At 45.1% G+C, this 19,633-nt stretch carries 24 protein-coding genes; 16 read left to right on the top strand and 8 right to left on the bottom strand.

Annotation, left to right across the window (positions count from 1 at the left end):
- The first annotated feature begins 6 nt into the window (after positions 1–6).
- On the top strand, positions 7–900 hold the full coding sequence (locus tag G4O42_RS11860) for a deoxyribonuclease IV (RefSeq protein ID WP_032873983.1): 894 nt from the start codon (positions 7–9) through the stop codon (positions 898–900).
- A 32-nt stretch (positions 901–932) separates the two neighbouring features.
- Here G4O42_RS11860 and G4O42_RS11855 read toward each other — a convergent pair whose 3' ends face one another.
- Complete coding sequence (locus G4O42_RS11855) at positions 933–1,187, bottom strand: DUF2624 domain-containing protein (RefSeq protein ID WP_003153013.1); 255 nt, start codon at positions 1,185–1,187, stop codon at positions 933–935.
- A 118-nt stretch (positions 1,188–1,305) separates the two neighbouring features.
- Here G4O42_RS11855 and G4O42_RS11850 point away from each other — a divergent pair, with 118 nt between their 5' ends.
- Positions 1,306–2,187: a YitT family protein gene (locus tag G4O42_RS11850; protein WP_007408296.1), complete on the top strand. Its 882-nt coding sequence runs from the start codon at positions 1,306–1,308 to the stop codon at positions 2,185–2,187.
- Positions 2,188–2,310: 123 nt separating this feature from the next.
- On the top strand, positions 2,311–2,721 hold the full coding sequence (gene zur / locus G4O42_RS11845; RefSeq protein ID WP_032873986.1) for a zinc uptake transcriptional repressor Zur: 411 nt from the start codon (positions 2,311–2,313) through the stop codon (positions 2,719–2,721).
- A 30-nt stretch (positions 2,722–2,751) separates the two neighbouring features.
- Here the strand turns inward: zur and G4O42_RS11840 are convergent, their stop codons facing one another.
- Positions 2,752–3,333, bottom strand: a complete 582-nt coding sequence (locus tag G4O42_RS11840) for a nucleotidase (RefSeq protein ID WP_007408297.1) — start codon at positions 3,331–3,333, stop codon at positions 2,752–2,754.
- Positions 3,334–3,466: 133 nt separating this feature from the next.
- Here G4O42_RS11840 and G4O42_RS11835 point away from each other — a divergent pair, with 133 nt between their 5' ends.
- Positions 3,467–3,844, top strand: a complete 378-nt coding sequence (locus G4O42_RS11835; protein ID WP_087920773.1) for a DUF308 domain-containing protein — start codon at positions 3,467–3,469, stop codon at positions 3,842–3,844.
- Positions 3,845–3,877: 33 nt separating this feature from the next.
- Here the strand turns inward: G4O42_RS11835 and ispG are convergent, their stop codons facing one another.
- The 3 genes from ispG to G4O42_RS11820 all read right to left on the bottom strand — a co-directional run bounded on the left by ispG (position 3,878) and on the right by G4O42_RS11820 (position 6,287).
- Entirely contained in the window at positions 3,878–4,996 is a 1,119-nt protein-coding gene (ispG, locus tag G4O42_RS11830; RefSeq protein WP_169510269.1) for a flavodoxin-dependent (E)-4-hydroxy-3-methylbut-2-enyl-diphosphate synthase, read from the bottom strand.
- 132 nt (positions 4,997–5,128) lie between these two features.
- Positions 5,129–5,431 (bottom strand): LysM peptidoglycan-binding domain-containing protein, encoded by a 303-nt coding sequence (locus tag G4O42_RS11825; protein WP_025285006.1) that lies wholly within the window; start codon positions 5,429–5,431, stop codon positions 5,129–5,131.
- Between the two features lie 91 nt (positions 5,432–5,522).
- A complete protein-coding gene (locus G4O42_RS11820) occupies positions 5,523–6,287 on the bottom strand; it encodes a DUF1189 domain-containing protein (RefSeq protein WP_014418394.1) in 765 nt (254 codons plus the stop codon).
- Between the two features lie 158 nt (positions 6,288–6,445).
- Between G4O42_RS11820 and G4O42_RS11815 the strand changes: the two genes are divergently transcribed.
- The 9 genes from G4O42_RS11815 (at position 6,446) to pstB (G4O42_RS11775) (ending at position 15,894) form a co-directional block, all read left to right on the top strand.
- Positions 6,446–6,928 carry a DUF456 domain-containing protein gene (locus G4O42_RS11815; protein WP_032873988.1) on the top strand — a complete coding sequence of 161 codons (483 nt, stop codon included), beginning with the start codon at positions 6,446–6,448 and terminating at the stop codon, positions 6,926–6,928.
- Between the two features lie 165 nt (positions 6,929–7,093).
- Complete coding sequence (gene sodA, locus G4O42_RS11810) at positions 7,094–7,699, top strand: superoxide dismutase SodA (protein ID WP_003153025.1); 606 nt, start codon at positions 7,094–7,096, stop codon at positions 7,697–7,699.
- A 117-nt stretch (positions 7,700–7,816) separates the two neighbouring features.
- A complete protein-coding gene (locus tag G4O42_RS11805) occupies positions 7,817–9,106 on the top strand; it encodes an MFS transporter (RefSeq protein ID WP_032873991.1) in 1,290 nt (429 codons plus the stop codon).
- 101 nt (positions 9,107–9,207) lie between these two features.
- Positions 9,208–11,355 carry a penicillin-binding protein 2A gene (pbpA, locus tag G4O42_RS11800; protein WP_032873993.1) on the top strand — a complete coding sequence of 716 codons (2,148 nt, stop codon included), beginning with the start codon at positions 9,208–9,210 and terminating at the stop codon, positions 11,353–11,355.
- A 155-nt stretch (positions 11,356–11,510) separates the two neighbouring features.
- Complete coding sequence (locus tag G4O42_RS11795) at positions 11,511–12,413, top strand: phosphate ABC transporter substrate-binding protein (protein ID WP_007408304.1); 903 nt, start codon at positions 11,511–11,513, stop codon at positions 12,411–12,413.
- Positions 12,414–12,461: 48 nt separating this feature from the next.
- The gene (gene pstC / locus G4O42_RS11790) at positions 12,462–13,391 is read left to right on the top strand and encodes a phosphate ABC transporter permease subunit PstC (protein WP_007612605.1); all 930 of its coding nucleotides are present in this window, start codon (positions 12,462–12,464) and stop codon (positions 13,389–13,391) included.
- Positions 13,391–14,275 (top strand): phosphate ABC transporter permease PstA, encoded by an 885-nt coding sequence (gene pstA / locus G4O42_RS11785; RefSeq protein ID WP_007408306.1) that lies wholly within the window; start codon positions 13,391–13,393, stop codon positions 14,273–14,275. Before pstC ends, pstA begins: the two co-directional genes overlap by 1 nt.
- 18 nt (positions 14,276–14,293) lie before the next feature.
- Positions 14,294–15,100 (top strand): phosphate ABC transporter ATP-binding protein PstB, encoded by an 807-nt coding sequence (pstB, locus tag G4O42_RS11780; RefSeq protein WP_032873995.1) that lies wholly within the window; start codon positions 14,294–14,296, stop codon positions 15,098–15,100.
- Positions 15,101–15,111: 11 nt separating this feature from the next.
- Positions 15,112–15,894, top strand: coding sequence for a phosphate ABC transporter ATP-binding protein PstB (gene pstB, locus G4O42_RS11775; RefSeq protein ID WP_032873997.1), 783 nt, complete (start codon positions 15,112–15,114; stop codon positions 15,892–15,894).
- Between the two features lie 99 nt (positions 15,895–15,993).
- Here pstB (G4O42_RS11775) and G4O42_RS11770 read toward each other — a convergent pair whose 3' ends face one another.
- Complete coding sequence (locus G4O42_RS11770; RefSeq protein WP_007408308.1) at positions 15,994–16,458, bottom strand: endolytic transglycosylase MltG; 465 nt, start codon at positions 16,456–16,458, stop codon at positions 15,994–15,996.
- Positions 16,455–16,808 (bottom strand): hypothetical protein, encoded by a 354-nt coding sequence (locus tag G4O42_RS11765; protein ID WP_003153047.1) that lies wholly within the window; start codon positions 16,806–16,808, stop codon positions 16,455–16,457. Before G4O42_RS11765 ends, G4O42_RS11770 begins: the two co-directional genes overlap by 4 nt.
- A gap of 346 nt (positions 16,809–17,154) precedes the next feature.
- Here G4O42_RS11765 and rpmG point away from each other — a divergent pair, with 346 nt between their 5' ends.
- The 3 genes from rpmG (at position 17,155) to G4O42_RS11750 (ending at position 18,181) form a co-directional block, all read left to right on the top strand.
- Positions 17,155–17,304 carry a 50S ribosomal protein L33 gene (gene rpmG, locus G4O42_RS11760; RefSeq protein ID WP_003153056.1) on the top strand — a complete coding sequence of 50 codons (150 nt, stop codon included), beginning with the start codon at positions 17,155–17,157 and terminating at the stop codon, positions 17,302–17,304.
- Between the two features lie 78 nt (positions 17,305–17,382).
- Positions 17,383–17,937 carry a 5-formyltetrahydrofolate cyclo-ligase gene (locus tag G4O42_RS11755; protein ID WP_032873999.1) on the top strand — a complete coding sequence of 185 codons (555 nt, stop codon included), beginning with the start codon at positions 17,383–17,385 and terminating at the stop codon, positions 17,935–17,937.
- Between the two features lie 70 nt (positions 17,938–18,007).
- A complete protein-coding gene (locus tag G4O42_RS11750; RefSeq protein ID WP_007408311.1) occupies positions 18,008–18,181 on the top strand; it encodes a hypothetical protein in 174 nt (57 codons plus the stop codon).
- 75 nt (positions 18,182–18,256) lie between these two features.
- Here the strand turns inward: G4O42_RS11750 and nhaC are convergent, their stop codons facing one another.
- The gene (gene nhaC, locus G4O42_RS11745) at positions 18,257–19,621 is read right to left on the bottom strand and encodes a Na+/H+ antiporter NhaC (RefSeq protein WP_032874001.1); all 1,365 of its coding nucleotides are present in this window, start codon (positions 19,619–19,621) and stop codon (positions 18,257–18,259) included.
- Positions 19,622–19,633: the final 12 nt, after the last annotated feature.

Here is a 19,633-nt window from a genome sequence, read left to right as displayed (position 1 = left end):
ATCGGGTTGCTGAAAATAGGTTCACACGTCTCAATGAGCGGAAAACATATGCTCCTTGCCGCAAGCAAGGAAGCTGTTTCGTACGGGGCGAATACATTTATGATCTATACGGGCGCTCCCCAAAACACGCGCCGCAAAAAAATTGAAGACTTGAATATCGAAGCGGGCCGCGCCCATATGAAGGAAAACGGCATCGACGAGATTGTCGTGCATGCGCCGTACATCATTAACATCGGAAATACGACAAATCCGGCAACGTTTGAGCTGGGCGTTGATTTTCTGCGTTCTGAAATTGAAAGAACGGCAGCGATCGGCGCGAAACAGATCGTGCTTCATCCAGGAGCGCATGTCGGAGCCGGGGCTGAGACGGGCATCAAAAAAATCATTGAAGGTTTAAACGAAGTGATTGTTCCCGATCAAAACGTGCAGATTGCGCTGGAGACAATGGCGGGCAAAGGATCAGAATGCGGAAGAAGCTTTGAAGAGCTGGCCGAGATCATTGCGGGAGTCACGCATAATGAACATCTATCCGTCTGCTTTGACACTTGCCACACCCATGACGCCGGGTATGATGTCGCTAATGATTTTGACGGTGTTCTTAACGAGTTTGATAAAATCGTCGGCATCGATCGGATAAAAGTCCTTCATGTGAACGACAGTAAAAATATTAAAGGCGCCCGGAAAGACCGCCATGAAAATATCGGGTTCGGAGAGATCGGTTTTGACGCTCTGCAGTACATCGTTCATCACGAGCAGCTTGCCGATATTCCGAAAATCCTCGAAACACCGTATGTAGGCGAAGACAAGAAAAATAAGAAGCCGCCGTACCGTTTTGAAATCGAAATGCTGAAAGAAAAGCAGTTTGATAAGGAGCTTCTTGAAAAAATATCAGCTCAATAAGAAAGAAAGGAGGGGCGGGTGTCCCTCCTTTCTTACCCTGAGAATTGATTGAAAAGTTCGTCAACTTTCCGCGCCGTTTCTTTTGAGGTTATCGTTTCCACTTTTTTCAGCAGGCGCAGCCGCTCCTGTTCATCAAAAATATTAATGTTTTTTCCGTGCATCAGAGCCGCTACCTCAGCCGCTTGACTTCTTGTAATGCTGATTCCGTATTGCTTGGAATATTTCAGCAGATCGTCCGCAGTGACTTGATTGAGCCGCTGCAAAATAATTCTTTGTATTAAAATCATCGATACTTTCACCTCTTTAGACATAATGTATTGAGCAGATCATTAAAATGTTACAGCTTTTAATGGTAAAATAAAGTTGCTTACTGTTTAAAATAGTTATTATAGGAAAGGAGATTTTATGACCCCAAATAAACAGCATAAAAGAGAATCATTTTTACACTTTATCTTCAGGGTCATTATGATTCTGATCGGGGCGGGTTCAGCCGCCGTAAGTATTGAATTGTTTCTGGTCCCTAATAATTTTATCGACGGAGGCATTATCGGTGTTTCATTAATTTTAGACCACCTCTTTATGTCCAATCCCCTCCTCAATTTTGCCTTATTCGTTGTGTTACTCAACATTCCATTTATGATTTTCGGATATAAATATATCGGAAAAACATTTCTCATCTCTACTGTTATCGGAATCGTCGGTTTAGCGCTGATTGAATCCTCATTGCACCATGTGGAGGCCATTACGACCCAGCCTATTTTGGCGACGGTATTCGGCGGGCTTTTGCTCGGTTTCGGGGTAGGCCTTGTCATCCGAAACGGAGGCTCGATGGACGGTACTGAAATCCTCGGTATCCTTCTCACGAAAAAGCTGCCCTTTTCAGTCGGGGAATTCGTTATGCTCATCAATGTGTTTATTTTCATTTGGGCCGGTTTTGTGTTCGGTCCGGAGCAGGCAATGTATTCTTTCATGACTTATTATATTGCCATGAAAACGATTGACGCCGTCATCCAGGGGCTTGATGAAACAAAAGCGGTCATTATTGTTGCAGAGCAATATGCTGAGATCTCAGATGCTATATTGCACCGGCTTGGACGGGGAACCACCAAACTTCAGGGTAAAGGCGGATATACGGATGAAACCAAAGAAGTCATTTACGCGGTCGTGACAAGGCTTGAAGTGACTAAATTGAAATCCATTGTGTTTGAAATTGATAAAAACGCCTTTATTACGATCATGAATACCCATGAAACGAGGGGCGGTAAGTTCAAAACCGCGATTCACTAGGCTTTCATTTACTTTTCATCATTTTATAGGTATAATTTGATACATCATAAGAAAATGGCCTGCTGTTCAGACAGCTGCCATTTTCTTTTTGGAGCGATACCGTGTTGTAAAGGGGAGGTCCTCATGAACGTACAAGAAGCGTTGAACCTGCTGAAAGAAAAAGGGTATAAATATACGAGTAAGAGAGAAGACATGCTGCAGCTTTTTGCTGATTCTGATAAATATCTGACCGCCAAAAACGTGCTTGCCGCATTAAATGACAACTATCCGGGTCTGAGCTTTGATACCATATACAGAAATCTTTCGTTATATGAAGAACTCGGCATTTTGGAAACGACGGAGCTATCCGGAGAAAAACTGTTCCGTTTTACATGCTCTTATACCCATCATCATCACCATTTTATCTGTTTAACCTGCGGGAAAACGAAGGAAATTGAGTCCTGTCCGATGGATAAGCTGCACGATGATTTGGAAGGGTATGAAATCAGCGGCCATAAGTTTGAAATTTACGGCACCTGTCCGGCGTGCCGATAAAAAACCTCCTGCTTATACAGGAGGTTTTTTTCAGCTTTTGACATGCTGGAAGCTGTGTTTGTTTTTATTAATCCAGGCGACGGCTTCAAGCCAATTCTGCACCCTGATAATATTGGAATCGATGGGGAGCTGATTATATGGGGAGTTAAAAAGGATAACCGGAATGCCTGCTTCTTTTGCGATCATTGTCGCATTGCCGTGGTGATCTTCGAAAAATAAATCAATGCCGTGTTTTTTGACGGCTTCCACTTTGTGATGGCCTCCGACAAGCTCAATGTGATCGTAATGAATGTCCCGGTTTGCAAACCAGTCCAGCGTAACATCTTCTAAGTGGCCGCGTCTTGCCGTAATGTAGATCAGACGGTGCTCTTCTTTCAGTCCGTCCAGTGCCTGCTTGGCAAATTCCGCGAGTTTCGCTTCTTTATATATGGCTGCTTCATGAACGTTCATCCATTCCCAAAATTCCTCGTCTGTAATGTTCAAAAGCTTCGTCAGATCATAATCAGTCATATCATCCAAGGTAATGGAAAGATGAAATGAGCGGTTTAAATAAGGGACAAATGTATCCTGTGCCGTAACTGTGCCGTCAATATCTATACCTAACCGTAACATGTCCACACTCCTATAAATTCATCCCTTCAAGTGTAACATAAACAATTAACAATACCAGAAAAGTTTAGCAAACATGAATCCGTAAAAAACGCGGAAACTAAAAAAGCTCCTTTCATAAAAGAAAAAGGGGGAATTGAAGGTGGCATACGATTACGAAAATCGAAAAGGCAACGACTACTATGTGGATCATGGATCGGAAGGAACCGATATCACGCGTGATGTTTATTCAGAAGAAACAGCGGCCGAAATCTCAGAGCCATATCGTGCTTCTGACCGGGCAGCAGACCGTGATGATAATCGGGACGGAGTAAGTGAAGGCCGGGGGATAGGGTATGCAGCATTGGCTATTTCTATCATTTCCCTGTTTGTGCTCCCTGTTTTATTAGGGGCATGCGGCATTATCGTCGGCTATATCGCCAGAAGAAGAGGAGCAGGCGCTTTAGGCGGATGGGCGATGGGAATCGGTATTGTTTCTCTTGTGCTCGGCATCTTCATTACACCGTTTTTTTAACACAACGCAAAAAAAAGCTTGGCGGAATATCCGTCAAGCTTTTTGTGTTTCTTGTTCTGCTTTTGCTTTTTCCGCTTCAAGCTTTGCGTAGTGTTCTTCTGCCAGCTTGTCGATTTCTTTTTTCAGCTCTTCGACCATGGTTTCTTCAGGGACTTTGCGGACGATTTGGCCTTTGCGGAAAAGAAGTCCTTCGCCGCGCGCGCCGGCAATCCCGATATCGGCTTCTCTTGCTTCGCCCGGTCCGTTAACGGCACATCCGAGAACCGCTACTTTAATCGGCGCTTTGACTTTAGAAATGTATTCTTCCACTTCATTTGCGATGCTGATGAGATCAATTTCGATCCGTCCGCATGTCGGGCATGAAATAAGCGTAGCCGCGTTTGAAGCGAGACCGAATGATTTCAGCAGTTCTCTGGCTACTTTTACTTCTTCAACCGGGTCGGCGCTCAGAGAGATCCGGAGCGTGTTTCCGATTCCTTTGCTTAAAATCGCTCCGAGTCCGGCCGCGCTTTTTACCGTTCCGGCAAACAGCGTGCCCGATTCTGTAATTCCGAGGTGGAGCGGATAATCAAATGCTTTTGACGCTTTTTCGTATGCTTCTATGGCGAGATTGACGTCAGACGCTTTCATGCTGACGATGATGTCGTGAAAGTCAAGGTCTTCCAGGATTTTGATATGATGAAGCGCACTCTCAACCATTCCGTCAGCAGTCGGATAGCCGTATTTTTCTAAAATGCGTTTTTCCAAAGAACCCGCGTTTACGCCGATCCGGATCGGAATTCCTTTTTCTTTCGCCGCTTTTACGACGGCTTCCACTTTTTCGCGCCGGCCGATGTTACCCGGGTTGATTCTGATTTTGTCGGCGCCGCCCTCAATTGCTTTTAATGCAAGCTTGTAGTCAAAATGAATATCGACAACGAGAGGGATGGAAATTTGTTTTTTGATGTCGGCAATCGCGTTAGCGGCGCGTTCGTCCGGACATGCTACCCGGACAATTTGGCAGCCGGCTTCGGCTAAACGGTTGATTTCCGCAACTGTTGCTTCTACGTCGTGTGTCTTGGTCGTCGTCATACTCTGAATAACGACTTCGTTATTTCCGCCTATTGTTAAAGGTCCCACTTTGACGGGACGCGTTTTTGTACGATGTGTGATTTCACTCACTTGTCAATCGCTCCTTAATTGTAGTTACCGCTTTTGCAGGCTGAGCCTTTTACATGTCAGGCAACTTCTATTTACATGTTATATTGTAACAGTGTATTTGCCGAACTGACAAGAAATTAACGTTTAATTGCGGTAGACGGGGAATTTATAAGCGGTGCCTGCCCGAATGGCGTTTGCTTTTACATTCGGATTCAGCGCTTCAAAATCTTGTGCAATATCATCAGGAGCTTTATGTGCGCCGACTATCGACATCACCGTATCGCCTTTTTTGACCGTAACCGTTCTGTATGAAGCTTCCTGTTTTGCTGGCTGTGCCGCCGCTGCGTATGCTGGAAGGTCTTGAGAAGGGATCGTGCCGATTTTAAGATCGTAAAAGATAATGAATATCACAAATAAACTGCCGAATACAAAAGTAAGCCGCTTCATTCCAACCGCCTCCCGCATACATTTTTACTTCATTGTATGCTTGTCCCATTTTGTTCATGACAAAAAAGAAGACCGCCGGGGGCAGTCTTTGTTACACAGCTGTTTTTCTTGGCGGTATCTCTTTTAAGACGAGGAAAAGGATGATAAAGTTTACAAACCAATTCACTAAAAATTCACTCGGCACTGTAATAACAAGCGCGCGCATGATCGTAAAGAATATGGTCGAAAGTGTAATGGAATAAGCCGAAAGCTTCCAGAGCTGCTGGTAATTCAATGTCTTTCTTTGCGCATTTTTCAATATCAGGCCGATGACGGCGAGAAATGATACTTCAATGAATTTTCCGGCCGCTGTCATGATGAACAGCAAAACGGACAGGACGGTGACGATCATTGTTTTATTTTGGTTTAATGCTGATATGATTTCTTTTTTTGTGATATCAGCAGGCATCAGCGAATAATTCATTTCTGTCGCCTGTCCGTCTACAGCAAGCACCATTTTATTTTTTAAAATGCCGATCGCGTTTTGTTTCGCCGCTATTTGTTTCGCGCCGTAAGCATCTGTCGGATCAAACACGATGACAAAGCCGTTAGCTTCCGTTTCCTTAGAGGCGGACGCTTTCGTCTGCAATTCTCCGTTTGAAATGCTGAAATCAGGGAAATCTTTCTTTAACACGGTTTTGAAACCGTTCATTGAGTTTACGGTGCCGGAGCAAAGGTAATAAGCGCTTGGCAGCGTAAAAAGGACAGACAGCAAAAATACATAAAGGATCGCTTTTCCTATCCCCTGAAACCGTGTTTTTGCAATATCCGCCGGAGAGTATGTACTTTTCAATAAAGCCGTAAATATGTTCAACATCTTCACTTCCTAGCCTAAACTGGTATATGTTGCTTATTGTATCGTTCACAGGGGATGAACACAAGTGAGAGTATTTAAAGCGGTGATAAGGAATCATACATAATAAGATAAAGCGGGAAGCTGTGATCGCCCGCAAAACAAAGGAGGGTGTTTTTGTCATGAGTGTTTTGTATTGGCTGATTATCATTGCGGTCTTCGTCATTGCTTTTATCGGACTTGTATACCCGGTGATTCCAAGCGTTATTTTTATTGTGGCCGGTTTTCTTCTCTACGGATTTTTGTTTTCCTTCAGTCCTTATTCTTACCTGTTTTGGCTCATTGAGGCGGTATTTGCGGCCGTTTTATTCGCAGCTGACTATGTGTCAAATTTACTTGGCGTTAAAAGGTACGGAGGAAGCAGGGCGGCAATCTGGGGAAGCACGATCGGATTATTGATCGGGCCCTTCGTTATTCCCGTGGCGGGCATTATATTAGGCCCGTTTATCGGTGCTCTCTGCGCTGAGGTGTTTGTTCATCAAAAGGATATCAAGGCCGCGGCAAAAGTGGGGCTCGGCTCGTTAATCGGCTTTTTAACAAGCGTCGCGGCAAAAGGCGTCATTCAGCTCTTTATGATCGGATATTTCTTATGGACGGTGCTTTAGAAAGGTTTAATTTCGGCCGTGAACGGATAAAGTGTAATATGTCTGCTGGAATCGCCGGATTGTGAGCTTTTTCATTGATTACCACGCTTTCTTTTGTTACATTGAGATTAGAAAAGTTCGCGTTAAGCGGCATTTCAGTACATATATTTAAAGGAGGAAAAAATTATGGCTTACAAACTTCCAGAATTGCCTTATGCTTATGATGCTTTAGAACCGCATATCGATAAGGAAACAATGACGATTCACCATACGAAGCACCATAACACATACGTGACAAACCTCAACAAAGCGATCGAAGGATCAGCGCTTGCAGAGAAATCTGTAGATGAGCTTGTTGCTGATTTGAACGCAGTGCCGGAGGACATCCGCACGGCAGTCCGCAACAATGGCGGCGGACATGCAAACCACTCTTTATTCTGGACTCTTTTATCTCCGAACGGCGGAGGCGAACCGACTGGTGAGCTTGCTGAAGAGATCAAAAGCACGTTCGGAAGCTTCGATCAATTCAAAGAAAAATTCGCGGCAGCAGCTGCAGGCCGTTTCGGTTCAGGCTGGGCTTGGCTCGTTGTAAACAACGGCAAACTTGAAATTACAAGCACGCCAAACCAAGATTCACCGCTTTCAGAGGGTAAAACACCTGTTCTCGGTCTTGATGTTTGGGAGCACGCTTACTACCTGAACTACCAAAACCGCCGTCCTGATTACATTTCAGCTTTCTGGAATGTTGTGAACTGGGATGAAGTTGCCCGTCTTTACAGCGAAGCAAAATAAATAGTTCGATCAAACAAGGTCTCCCGCGGGAGACCTTGTTTTTTTATTGACTTTGATTCCTTTTACATATCTCAGTTTGAGTGAGACAAACTAATGTGTAGTAAAGGGGAGTCAATGATGAGCAAAATAAAAAAAATTATCGGCGACATCGAAATAAATAAAGGGCTGCTGCTGTTATTGACGATTGGCGGTCTTTACTCATTGGGCATCGCGCTGTCAAATACATTTGTCAACGTGTATTTGTGGAAGCAGTCGGGAAAATTTATTGATTTGGCCATATACAATTTGTCGGTCGTAACGATGCAGCCGATTACCTTTCTGCTGGCTGGCCGGCTGGCTAAAAAAATTGACAGGGTGTTTATTCTCAGGTTCGGCGTTATCTTTTTGGCCGCTTTTTATTTAAGTGTGCTGCTTGCCGGAGAAACTGCGGCTTCCCGTCTCGTTTTGATAGGGGCCGTGCTCGGAGTTGGATACGGCTTTTACTGGCTGGCTTTTAATGTGCTGACTTTCGAAATCACGGAACCGGAAACGAGAGATTTTTTTAACGGGTTTTTAGGCATTTTGTCTTCATCGGCGGGCATGATCGGTCCGATTGTGGCCGGATATGTCATTTCAAGACTTGAAAATAATACGGGTTATACAATCATTTTCAGCCTGTCGCTCGGCTTATTTGCCCTTGCCGTGGTCATGAGCTTTTTTCTGAAGCGGAGGGAGTCGAAAGGCCGGTTTATGCTGAAAAAAGTTTTTGGTGAGCGCCACACGAATCTGAATTGGCGCCGGATTACCAACGCGCACTTTTTTCAAGGCTTGAGAGAAGGGATTTTTGTTTTTTTAATCAGCGTATTTGTATTCATTGCGACAAACAGTGAGCTGGCGCTCGGAACATTCGGCCTCGTCAATTCCGCGGTTTCTTTTTTTGCCTATTATTTTGCATCAAGGCTCATCAAAAAAAGAGCGCGAAAAAAGGCGATTCTTATCGGCGGATTGATCTTGTACGGCGCCCTGTTTCTCATCATTTTTAAAATGAGCTTCACGACGCTCCTTTTGTACGGAGTGTTTATTGCGATCGGCTATCCAGTTCTGCTCGTGCCGTATGTCTCGCTTACATATGATGTGATAGGCCGGGCGCGGCTTGCCAGAAAAGCCAGAATTGAATACATTGTGCTCAGGGAGTTATTTTTAAATGCGGGCCGGATCGTTTCCATCCTTTGTTTCCTTGTAATCGTTACATTATTCAAGGAAAAAGTGGGAATACCGGCGGCGCTCGTGCTGCTCGGAGCCGGCCATCCGCTGATTTATTACTTTATAAAAGACATCAAACTGGATACGGAAACTTCTGATGAAACAGTAGAAGAAGACCGACAAAAACAGGCGGCGGAACCGAATTTTATAAAAGGAGAAAGATAAAAGGGTTATCTGTAGAAAAATATCGAAAAAACCTTTAGAATGAAAAATGGCACCTGAACAGAAGGTGTCATTTCTTTCTGTAAATAAGAAAAGGTGATGTCATGAGGAGAAATAAAAAGAAAATAGCTGTAAACAAAGAAAAGAAAAAATCACTGCCGATCCGGCTTAATTTTTTGTTTTTGGCCGCGTTTCTTATTTTCACTTGGATTATCGTCGAGCTTGGCATCAAGCAGATCGTTCAGGGTGATGATTATAAAAACGCCGCTAATAAGCAGGAGGAGTCTGATGTCAGCACGGCGGTTCCGAGAGGGAAAATATACGACCGGAACCTAAATCCCATCGTAACGAATAAAGCATTAAATGCGATTACATATACACGTTCAGCCTCAACCACCCAGGCGCAGCGTTTAAAAATCGCAAAAAAACTGTCGGGTATGATTAAGGTAAGCACCAAAAAGGTGACTGAGCGGGATAAAAAAGACTATTGGATGTTAACGAGGCCTGATGAAGCGAAAAAACTGATTACGGCCGAAGAAAAGCAAAAAGCTGAAGACAAAAAACTGTCTGACGATGATTTATATCAGCTTCAGCTGAAACGCATCACAGACAAACAGCTGAATGAACTCACTTCAAAAGACATGCAGATCCTTGCGATTAAAAGGCAGATGGATTCAGGCTACTCCCTGACGCCTCAATACATCAAAAATGAAGGCGTGTCGGCAAAAGAAATGGCCGTCGTCAGCGAACATTTAGATGAACTGCCGGGAGTTGACGTGACGTCTGACTGGGAACGGTCTTATCCTTATAAAAGCCTGATCCGGACATTGCTCGGCAGTGTATCCAGTTCGAACGAAGGTCTTCCGTCCAACCTGCTGGATCACTATCTGTCACTCGGCTACAGCCGGAATGACAGGGTCGGAAAAAGCTATTTAGAATATCAATATGAAAGCCTGCTGCAGGGTCAAAAAGAGAAAGTGCAGAACTTAACCGACTCATCCGGAAATGTCACGGGCAGCAAAGTGATTTCAAAAGGACAGGCCGGCAAAGACCTTGTTTTATCCATTGATATGGACCTGCAGAAATCCGTTGAAAAAATCATTGAGAAAAATTTAAAATCGGCAAAAGCGAGACCGAGCACGAAGCTTCTTGATCGGGCCTTCGTCGTCATGATGAACCCGAAAAACGGAGAAGTGCTGACGATGGCCGGCAAACAGATTACGAATGACCATGGAAAGTACAAAATTAATGATTATGCCCTCGGCGCAATGACTTCCTCCTATGCAATGGGATCGGCGGTCAAAGGAGCGACGGTGTTGACCGGACTGCAGACGGGCGCGATCAATTTGAACACCGTTTTTCAGGATGAACCTATGTATTTCAAGGGAAGTAAAAACCCGAAAAAATCATGGACGAATTTAGGTCCCGTAGATATCGAAAAAGCGCTTCAGGAATCATCAAACGTGTTCATGTTCAAAACGGCGATTGCTGTCGGTAAAGGGGAGTACAAAAAAGGCCAGTCCCTGCCGCTTGATATGAAGGCATTCGATACTTTCAGATACTACTTCAATCAGTTCGGACTCGGAGTTAAGACGGGAATTGATCTCCCGAATGAAGCGACCGGGTACCAAGGGTCACAGCGAATTTCCGGTCTTCTGTTAGACTTTGCCATCGGACAGTATGATACGTTTACACCGCTGCAAATGGCGCAGTATGTATCTACAATCGCCAATGGAGGCTATCGTTTGAAGCCTCAGCTTGTAAAAGAGGTCAGGCAGCCTGATTCGAAAAAAGGAATCGGAGCCGTTGTAGAGTCTGTTCAGCCCCAAGTACTGAACAAGATTGATATGAATAATGCAGATATTAAAGAAGTGCAGGCAGGTTTCAGACGCGTCATGACAAAAGGGACAGCCGCAACTGATTTTGCGACGGCGACATACAGTCCTGCCGGTAAAACGGGTACGGCGCAATCTTTCTATGACGGTCCGGACAAATCAGAGACGGGTGAAGGAACGTATAATACGACTCTTGTCGCTTATGCACCTGCGGATAATCCGGAAGTGGCTATTTCTGTAGTCGTTCCTTGGGCCTATATTGATTACAGCGATCGATATTCGATTACGAATGATATAGGAAGAGCAGCTCTGGACAAATACTTTGAGCTGAAAAAGAAACAAGAAGATAATAATACGAAGCAGAAAAACGAAGATAAAATTCAGGAAGACGCTGAAAACGGCAATACAAATCACTAACAGAAAAACGCTCACAACTTGTGAGCGTTTTTTTTATACAAAAAAACATCCGGATTTACAAAACCTTAACACTTGATTTATACGCATTTTACAAGAACCCTTTACTCTAGACCTGTAGGACAAATTACACATTAAATGCAGGGGGAATTCAGGAAATGAAAAAAAACAAATGGATGCTTATGCTTCTGATGGCTGCTGTTATGATTGTTGCTGCAGCATGCGGAAATGCAAAGGAAAGCGGCAAGACAGACAGTCAATCTGCAAGTGAGGATAAAAAAGCATCAGGTTCTTTAACCATTTCTGGTTCATCAGCCATGCAGCCGTTAGTACTGGCAGCGGCAGAAAAGTTTATGGAAAAACATCCGGATGCTGATGTGCAGGTGCAAGCGGGAGGTTCAGGAACAGGTCTTTCGCAAGTGTCTGAAGGGGCAGTGCAAATCGGCAACTCAGATGTCTTTGCTGAAGAAAAGGAAGGCATTGATGCAAAAGCCCTAAAAGACCACCGAGTAGCGGTAGTGGCGATGGCGGCTGCGGTCAACCCCGGTGCGGGCGTAAAGGATATAACCAAAAAACAGCTGACAGACGTCTTTACAGGAAAAATTAAAAACTGGAAAGAGCTTGGCGGTAAAGATCAAAAAATTACACTTGTGAACCGTCCTGATTCATCAGGAACACGCGCTACGTTCGTCAAATACGCGCTTGACGGAGCAGATCCTGCTGAGGGCATTACAGAGGATTCCTCCAATACAGTCAAAAAAATCATTGCGGAAACGCCGGGAGCTATCGGTTATCTGGCATTCTCTTATATAAACGATGACAAAGTAACGCCTTTATCGATCGGAGGCATCAAACCGGAAGAGAAAAACGTCGTCACAGGCGAGTATCCGATTTGGGCTTACGAGCACTCTTATACGAAAGGTGAAGCGTCAGGCCTTACAAAAACGTTTCTTGACTATATGAACAGCGATGAAGTACAGAAAAGTATCGTAAAAGATCAGGGCTACATTCCGATCTCTGATATGAAAGTCACACGTGACGCAAACGGCAAGCAAAGCTGAGGGGAGGGCGGGCTCCCCGCCTCTTCTTCTTTATAGGAGTGTAAACAAATGATAAATCACAGAGAAAAAGAGTCTGTAAGCGAACGCTTAATAAGCTCAAAACAAAACAGGCAATTGGATGAAGTCCGCGGAAGGGTGATTGTGTCTGTGTGTGCCGCGATTATCATTGCGGCATCAGCGGCGATCACAATTTTTCTCGGCATAAAGGGGCTGCAATCTTTTTTTGTAAATGGTGTAAGCCCGATTGAGTTCTTAACAAGTCTGAATTGGAATCCAACCCAGGCAAAACCTGAGTTCGGCGCGCTGCCTTTTATTTTCGGATCATTTGCGGTCACGGTTCTGTCGGCTCTGATCGCAGCGCCCCTCGGTATTGCGGGTGCCGTGTTTATGACGGAAATTGCGCCGACTTGGGGGAAAAAGGTGCTGCAGCCGGTAATTGAGCTGCTTGTCGGCATTCCGTCCGTCGTTTATGGATTCATAGGTCTTACAGTATTGGTTCCGTTTATCGGCTCTTTTAAATCAAGCGGAACGGGTCACAGCCTTCTGGCGGGGACGATCGTACTCTCGGTAATGATTCTGCCGACTGTTACATCGATTTCCGCTGATGCGCTTGCGTCACTTCCGAAACATCTTCGCGACGGTTCATACGCGCTTGGTGCGACGAGGTGGCAGACAATCAGAAAGGTGCTTATCCCGGCGGCGTTTCCGACATTGCTGACCGCTGTCGTGCTCGGGATGGCAAGAGCATTCGGAGAAGCACTCGCCGTACAGATGGTTATCGGAAATACAAAGCTTCTGCCGGAAAGCCTGCTTGATACGGCGGGAACATTAACGACGATTATCACGTTAAACATGGGCCATACCACATACGGCAGTATTGAAAATAATACGTTATGGTCTATGGGGCTTGTTCTTCTTATCATGTCGTTTCTGTTTATATTGCTCATACGCTACTTGTCATCTAGGAGGAAAGTGTAATGAACCGGAAAATAACGGATAAATTGGCCACCGGTGTATTCGGGTTATGCGCTGCTGTAATCGCGGCGATTTTGGCAGGATTGTTTTTGTACATTCTTATTCACGGCGTCTCTGAAATCTCCTTGCATTTTCTTACGTCAAAATCGAGCGCTATTGCGTCAGGCGGCGGAATACGGGATCAGCTTTTTAACTCCTTTTACATTCTGTTTATCACCATGCTGATCACGATACCGCTTGGTGTGGGGGGCGGCGTCTTTATGGCTGAATATGCGCCCCAAAATAAAATCACCGATTTTATCAGAACGTGTATTGAGGTGCTGTCTTCGCTTCCGTCCATTGTCATCGGGATGTTCGGCATGCTGATGTTTGTAAACCTGACCGGATGGGGCTACACGATTATCGGAGGCGCGCTCGCATTAACGGTCTTTAACCTTCCCGTTATGGTCCGGGTGACAGAAGGCGCGCTCACTGCAGTTCCTAAGGAGCTGAAAGAAGCTTCTCTCGCTTTAGGCGTATCGAGATGGCATACCGTCAAAACGGTGCTGATTCCGAGTGCGATTCCTTCGATTTTAACCGGAGCCATTCTCGCATCAGGAAGAGTATTCGGAGAAGCGGCCGCATTGTTATTTACAGCGGGACTGACAACGCCGCGGCTGAATTTTACCGATTTAAACCCGTTTTCTGAATCATCTCCTTTCAACATTTTCAGGCCGGCTGAGACGCTGGCGGTTCATATATGGAGTGTCAATACGCAGGGAATCATCCCTGACGCCGAAGCGATTGCAAACGGCGGCTCGGCGGTGCTGGTGATTTCGGTGCTCTTGTTTAACCTTTGTGCAAGATGGCTCGGGTCTGTCATTTATAAAAAGCTTACGGCAAATTAATCGGAAAGAGGCGAAAACATGATTGATTACATCATCAGGGAACAAGCGGAACAGACAAAGCGTTCGCCGGAGTCTTCGATTTTGGAAGTGAAGCATCTATCAATTCATTACGGTGAAAAACAAGCGGTTAAAGATGTAAACATGGATATTGAAAAACATGCGGTGACGGCTCTGATCGGTCCGTCCGGCTGCGGGAAATCAACATTTTTGAGACAGATTAACAGAATGAACGATGCCATTCCTTCGGCAAGAAGCGAGGGAGAGATTCTTTATGAAGGGCTGAATATTTTGGGGGAAGCGATTAATATCGTGTCTCTCAGACGGGAGATCGGTATGGTGTTTCAAAAACCGAATCCGTTTCCGAAATCCATTTACAATAACATCACACATGCGCTGAAGTATGCGGGTGAACGCAGGAAAGCCGTTTTGGATGATGCGGTCGAAGAAAGCTTAACGAAGGCTGCGCTTTGGGATGAAGTCAAAGACCGGCTTCATTCATCGGCTCTGTCGTTATCAGGCGGCCAGCAGCAGCGCCTTTGCATCGCCCGTACGCTTGCGATGAAACCTGCCGTACTTCTTTTAGATGAACCTGCTTCAGCTCTGGACCCTATTTCAAACGCCAGAATCGAGACGCTTTTGACAGAACTGAAAAAAGATTATTCGATTATTATCGTTACGCATAATATGCAGCAGGCGCTTAGGGTGTCAGACCGAACGGCTTTCTTTTTAAACGGGGAAGTGGTGGAATACGGGCAGACAGAACAAATTTTTACGAGTCCTAAAGCGCAAAAGACAGATGACTACATTAACGGAAAGTTCGGATAGGGGGAAGGACTGTGAGCCTTGTGAAGGAAGCGGTGCACACACATAATTTATTTGATATTCACGGCATGAACGTATGGTACGGAGCCCATCAGGCTTTAAAAGACATTACGATCGGTTTTGAGGAGCGGAAGGTAACTGCGATCATCGGTCCGTCCGGCTGCGGGAAATCCACTTTTATTAAAACATTAAACTTAATGCTGCAAATGACCCCGAATGTCAAAGTGACAGGCGACATGATCTATAACGGGCGCAATCTGCTGAAAGAAAAGACGGATGCGGCAGAATTAAGAAAACAGATCGGTATGGTGTTTCAAAAAGGCAATCCGTTTCCGCAGTCAATATTTGAGAATGTCGTGTACGGACCGAGAATCCACGGCGAAAAAAATAAAAAGAAACTGCTTGAAATCGCCGAGGAATCTTTAAAGGCAGCAGCGCTCTGGGATGAAGTGAAGGATCGCCTTCACCAGCAGGCGCTTTCACTGTCAGGCGGTCAGCAGCAGCGGCTGTGCATCGCAAGGGCGCTCGCCACCAAACCGGACGTCCTTCTGATGGATGAACCGACGTCCGCTCTCGACCCCGTATCCACGCGGAAAATAGAAGAGCTGATTTTGACATTGAAAGAAAAGTATACAATCGTCATTGTGACGCACAACATGCAGCAGGCTGCGAGGGTCTCTGATCAAACCGCGTTTTTCTATATGGGCGAACTGGTAGAGTGGGGGGATACGGGCAAAATATTTTCTCAGCCGGATCATCAAAAAACACATGATTATATCACCGGAAAATTCGGATGAAAAAAACGGGCCCGGCCATTGACCGGGTCCGTTTTATACTGTCTATTAAAAAAGCCTGCCGGCCGTATCCATCTGAATGGACGATGCCTGCAAGCTTTTTTAGCGGGTTAATGTTTTGACGATTTTTTTAAAGCTCATATCTGAGTCGACTTTGAAATGGCCGGCGCGGATTTCTTTATGGTAGCCTGCGTCAATGACGTAATCATTAAAGTCCTTCGCTGAAGGAATAATCCCTTCTTTTTCAAGAATGGATGACACATCAGCAGTGCTCATTCCGTCTTTAATCGTCAGTTTGTATGTTACTTTTTTCTTTTTGGCGTCTGTGTTTTGGTCGTTGTTTAACGATTTTTCTTTAGAATCAAGCAGTTTTTGATAGTCATCCCGGTTGACGGAGACTTTTTGCTGATCGTCGAGGTAGCTGTTTACTTCTTTTTCTGTCAATGCTGTTTTTTCGGTTTTAACGGCGGCTGCCTGGTCATGGTCAGTCAAGTAGAAGACAGCGGCGAGGACGGCCGTCGCTAAAATCATGCCTGCTGCAAAAGCCTGAATGCCCCGTTTTGTCATACGAGCACCTTCTCATTATCTTTAATAATGGTATTGACGTCCTCGACAGACACGTGCTCCGCTTTTGCGATGGCTTCCGCAGACATTCCGTTGTTATATTTTGAAATGATTTGTTTGGCGATTTTTTGATTAATGCCGCTGCTTTTGGCTTTGCGGATCACGAGGTTGGTTTCCAGCAATTCTTCTTCAAGCACCGTCATTTTCTTTTTCAGCTTGTAAATTTCCTGCATGGCGGAAAGCTGAAGCGTTTCAAGCTCCTGTTCCACATCTTTCATCGGATCTCTTTGAGAATATGAGAATGCAATAAGCGCTATACTGACGATAAACAACGCAATAATAGCAATTTCCACGTTTCATCACCTTCTATTATTAATTTGCCCTTCTTTTTTATACCATAAAACGCCGCCATTCTAAAGGAAATAGAGAAAAAAACGGAATTTTGTCGGGAAATCTTTTTTATTCGGGGAGCAAACGGTTATTTCTCTATAGATTTCGCATCAGAAAGCCCTTTTTTGTCCTGTTTCGTCATATTTTCCCTTCATCTGACGCAAGCTCATTCAGAGGATCAGAAGCGTAAACTGATGTTTTCTGCACTTAAACAACATTTCATGTAAATCACTCTAGCATTCCGTCCATTATAGTGGTATTATATATAAGTCTGAATAAGTAAATGATATTTAGTTTGGAGGGAAAATAATGCGCGTTAATATTACTTTGGCTTGCACTGAATGTGGTGAGCGTAACTATATTTCTAAAAAGAACAAACGCAACAATCCGGACCGCGTTGAATTTAAAAAATATTGCCCACGTGATAAAAAATCTACGTTACACCGTGAAACAAAATAAGCTGTTTAAAACAGCGGAAAAAGCTGGAGCTTTCAATAAAGTTCTGGCTTTTTTGTCTTTCAGGGAGGTTTGAGAAACGTGAAAGCACAAATCAGAACCGATATAAAAGCAAAGCTTTCTGACATGTCAGAAAGTGAATGGGAGAAAAAATGCCGCAGCATGCGTGAAACGCTGTTTTCTTTAAAAGAATGGAAACAGGCCCGCGTGATCGCCGTTACCATCTCGACACGCCTGGAAATTCCGACACGGCCGATTATTGAACAGGCCTGGAAAGAGAAAAAACAAGTCTGTATCCCAAAATGCTTTCCGCAGACGGGAGCGATGGAGTTCCGTACATTTTCTGCGTATGATCAGCTGGAAACCGTATATGCGGGCCTCAGTGAACCGATCGAGAGCCTGACGGAAAAAGCCGCCCAAAATGACATTGACCTTGTGATTGTGCCCGGCGTGGCTTTTGACCGGGAAGGCTTCAGAATCGGATACGGCGGAGGATATTATGATCGGTACCTCTCCGGTTATAAAGGCCGTACTGTGTCGCTTCTCTTTGACTGCCAGCTGACAGACCGCATTCCCCGCATGCCCCACGATATTCCGGTCGATATGATCGTGACTGAATCTGAAACCATCGCTTAATCGCATAAAAAACTTCTTGCACCGGAATAATTCTCGCTGTTTGACAAACGATAGGGGCAGGAGGGATAAGATGAAAAAATTGTTGATCTACTCATTATGCGCCGTATCTGTTTTAGCCGTTTACCAAAACCGCTACCGTCTGATGAACAGCGTGCTCAGCCAGCCGGGGATCAGACGGTCATTCATTCATTTCTTTTTAAAAATACCGTTTATCAGAAACAAATTCATTCAGCAGGCATTTTAAACAAATCCCGTTTTTCAGCGGGATTTTTTGCATAAGAAAACCTGCCGGTAAAAAACGGCAGGTTTTCTCGTATTGTCAGCTTTTTTTCAAGAAACCGAGCAGAATTGAGATCATAGGAGAAATGTACAGAAAAAAGGTAAACGGCAGGTAGTCGATGACGGAAACCCCTAATGCGCTTGCCATAAAAGCGCCGCTTACTCCCCAGGGAATCAGCGGGTTGATCAATGTTCCGCCGTCCTCAAGCGACCGGGCAAGGTGAATCCGCTTAATGCTGAGCTTGTCATATAATGGTTTATAAGATTGACCCGGAATTAAGATCGATAAATACTGCTCACCTGTCGCAAGGTTTACGCCTATACTTGAGAAGACGGTCGCCATGATAAGACGTCCTTTCGTATGCACGCCTTTTATCAATCCTTGAAGCAGCGCCGCGATCAGGCCCGTTTTTTCCATCAGGCCGCCGAGCGCAAAGGCGATCATGATCAGAGAGACTGAACCCATCATCGATTGGAGCCCGCCTCTGTTGATAATGCTGGCCACAGCCTGGTCGCCGGTTTTAAACGCTGTCCCGCTTTGCAGGGCGGATATAAATCCTTGAATGCTGCTGTCAGGAATAAAAACAGCAGTCAGAAGCCCTGCGGAAATAATACCGGCGGTAAGCACCGGAATCACGGAAACCCGTCTCACAGCTAAAATGATCACCAACAGAGGTGAAAGAAGCGACCAAGGCGTAACGTGCACGGCCTCTTTCATTCCGGAAATGACCGCCTCAATATTTTGCGTTGAAGCGGCATTTATTGAAACCGATGAACCGAGAATATAAAAAAGAACAATCGTGATCAGCAGTGCCGGAACGGTAGTGCCCATCATATGGCGAATATGCTTAAAAATCGGAATTTCGCCGATTCCGGCGGCAAAATTCGTCGTGTCGGACATCGGTGACATTTTATCACCGAAACAAGCCCCGCAAATGACTGCTCCCGCCGTCCATTCGAGCGGAACTCCCGCCGCGCTTGCTACCCCTAACAGCGCGACGCCGATTGTACTGACAGTTGTCAGACTTGAGCCGACAAGCGTGCTGATGATCATGCAGGAAAATAATGCGGTCAAAAGCAGCTGACTCGGCTGTATAATTGACAAAGCGTAAACGGTGACGGTGGGAATGGCGCCGCTGTACATCCAGGCGCCGATCAGCACACCGATCAAAGCCAGCACGATAATCGGCTGCACACCGTTTTTCAATCCGCTGACAATTCCTTTTTCAAGACTGTCCCACGAGAAACCGAGCCACAAACCTGCCAGAGACAGAATAATGACGCAAAAGAACAGCGGCATATGCGGCTCTGTATGAAAGAAAAACAGGCAGGACATAATGACTGCTAACATCAAGACAAATAAACTGATGGCTGAGATGAACGTCAGCCTTTTTTCTTGTTTCAAAACAACACCCCA

Origin of the sequence: Bacillus sp. LUNF1, from assembly GCF_011008975.1 — a bacterium.
Taxonomy (GTDB): domain Bacteria; phylum Bacillota; class Bacilli; order Bacillales; family Bacillaceae; genus Bacillus; species Bacillus velezensis.
This window is presented reverse-complemented; position numbering and strand designations above follow the sequence as displayed.

Bases quoted from the DNA above. Each gene is read 5' to 3' on its own strand.
- G4O42_RS11855 (WP_003153013.1), bottom strand. From the start codon at position 1,187: ATGATTTTAATACAAAGAATTATTTTGCAGCGGCTCAATCAAGTCACT.
- G4O42_RS11850 (WP_007408296.1), top strand. From the start codon at position 1,306: ATGACCCCAAATAAACAGCATAAAAGAGAATCATTTTTACACTTTATC.
- zur (WP_032873986.1), top strand. From the start codon at position 2,311: ATGAACGTACAAGAAGCGTTGAACCTGCTGAAAGAAAAAGGGTATAAA.
- G4O42_RS11840 (WP_007408297.1), bottom strand. From the start codon at position 3,333: ATGTTACGGTTAGGTATAGATATTGACGGCACAGTTACGGCACAGGAT.
- G4O42_RS11825 (WP_025285006.1), bottom strand. From the start codon at position 5,431: ATGAAGCGGCTTACTTTTGTATTCGGCAGTTTATTTGTGATATTCATT.
- G4O42_RS11820 (WP_014418394.1), bottom strand. From the start codon at position 6,287: ATGTTGAACATATTTACGGCTTTATTGAAAAGTACATACTCTCCGGCG.
- G4O42_RS11815 (WP_032873988.1), top strand. From the start codon at position 6,446: ATGAGTGTTTTGTATTGGCTGATTATCATTGCGGTCTTCGTCATTGCT.
- sodA (WP_003153025.1), top strand. From the start codon at position 7,094: ATGGCTTACAAACTTCCAGAATTGCCTTATGCTTATGATGCTTTAGAA.
- G4O42_RS11805 (WP_032873991.1), top strand. From the start codon at position 7,817: ATGAGCAAAATAAAAAAAATTATCGGCGACATCGAAATAAATAAAGGG.
- pbpA (WP_032873993.1), top strand. From the start codon at position 9,208: ATGAGGAGAAATAAAAAGAAAATAGCTGTAAACAAAGAAAAGAAAAAA.
- G4O42_RS11795 (WP_007408304.1), top strand. From the start codon at position 11,511: ATGAAAAAAAACAAATGGATGCTTATGCTTCTGATGGCTGCTGTTATG.
- pstC (WP_007612605.1), top strand. From the start codon at position 12,462: ATGATAAATCACAGAGAAAAAGAGTCTGTAAGCGAACGCTTAATAAGC.
- pstA (WP_007408306.1), top strand. From the start codon at position 13,391: ATGAACCGGAAAATAACGGATAAATTGGCCACCGGTGTATTCGGGTTA.
- pstB (WP_032873995.1), top strand. From the start codon at position 14,294: ATGATTGATTACATCATCAGGGAACAAGCGGAACAGACAAAGCGTTCG.
- G4O42_RS11770 (WP_007408308.1), bottom strand. From the start codon at position 16,458: ATGACAAAACGGGGCATTCAGGCTTTTGCAGCAGGCATGATTTTAGCG.
- rpmG (WP_003153056.1), top strand. From the start codon at position 17,155: ATGCGCGTTAATATTACTTTGGCTTGCACTGAATGTGGTGAGCGTAAC.
- G4O42_RS11750 (WP_007408311.1), top strand. From the start codon at position 18,008: ATGAAAAAATTGTTGATCTACTCATTATGCGCCGTATCTGTTTTAGCC.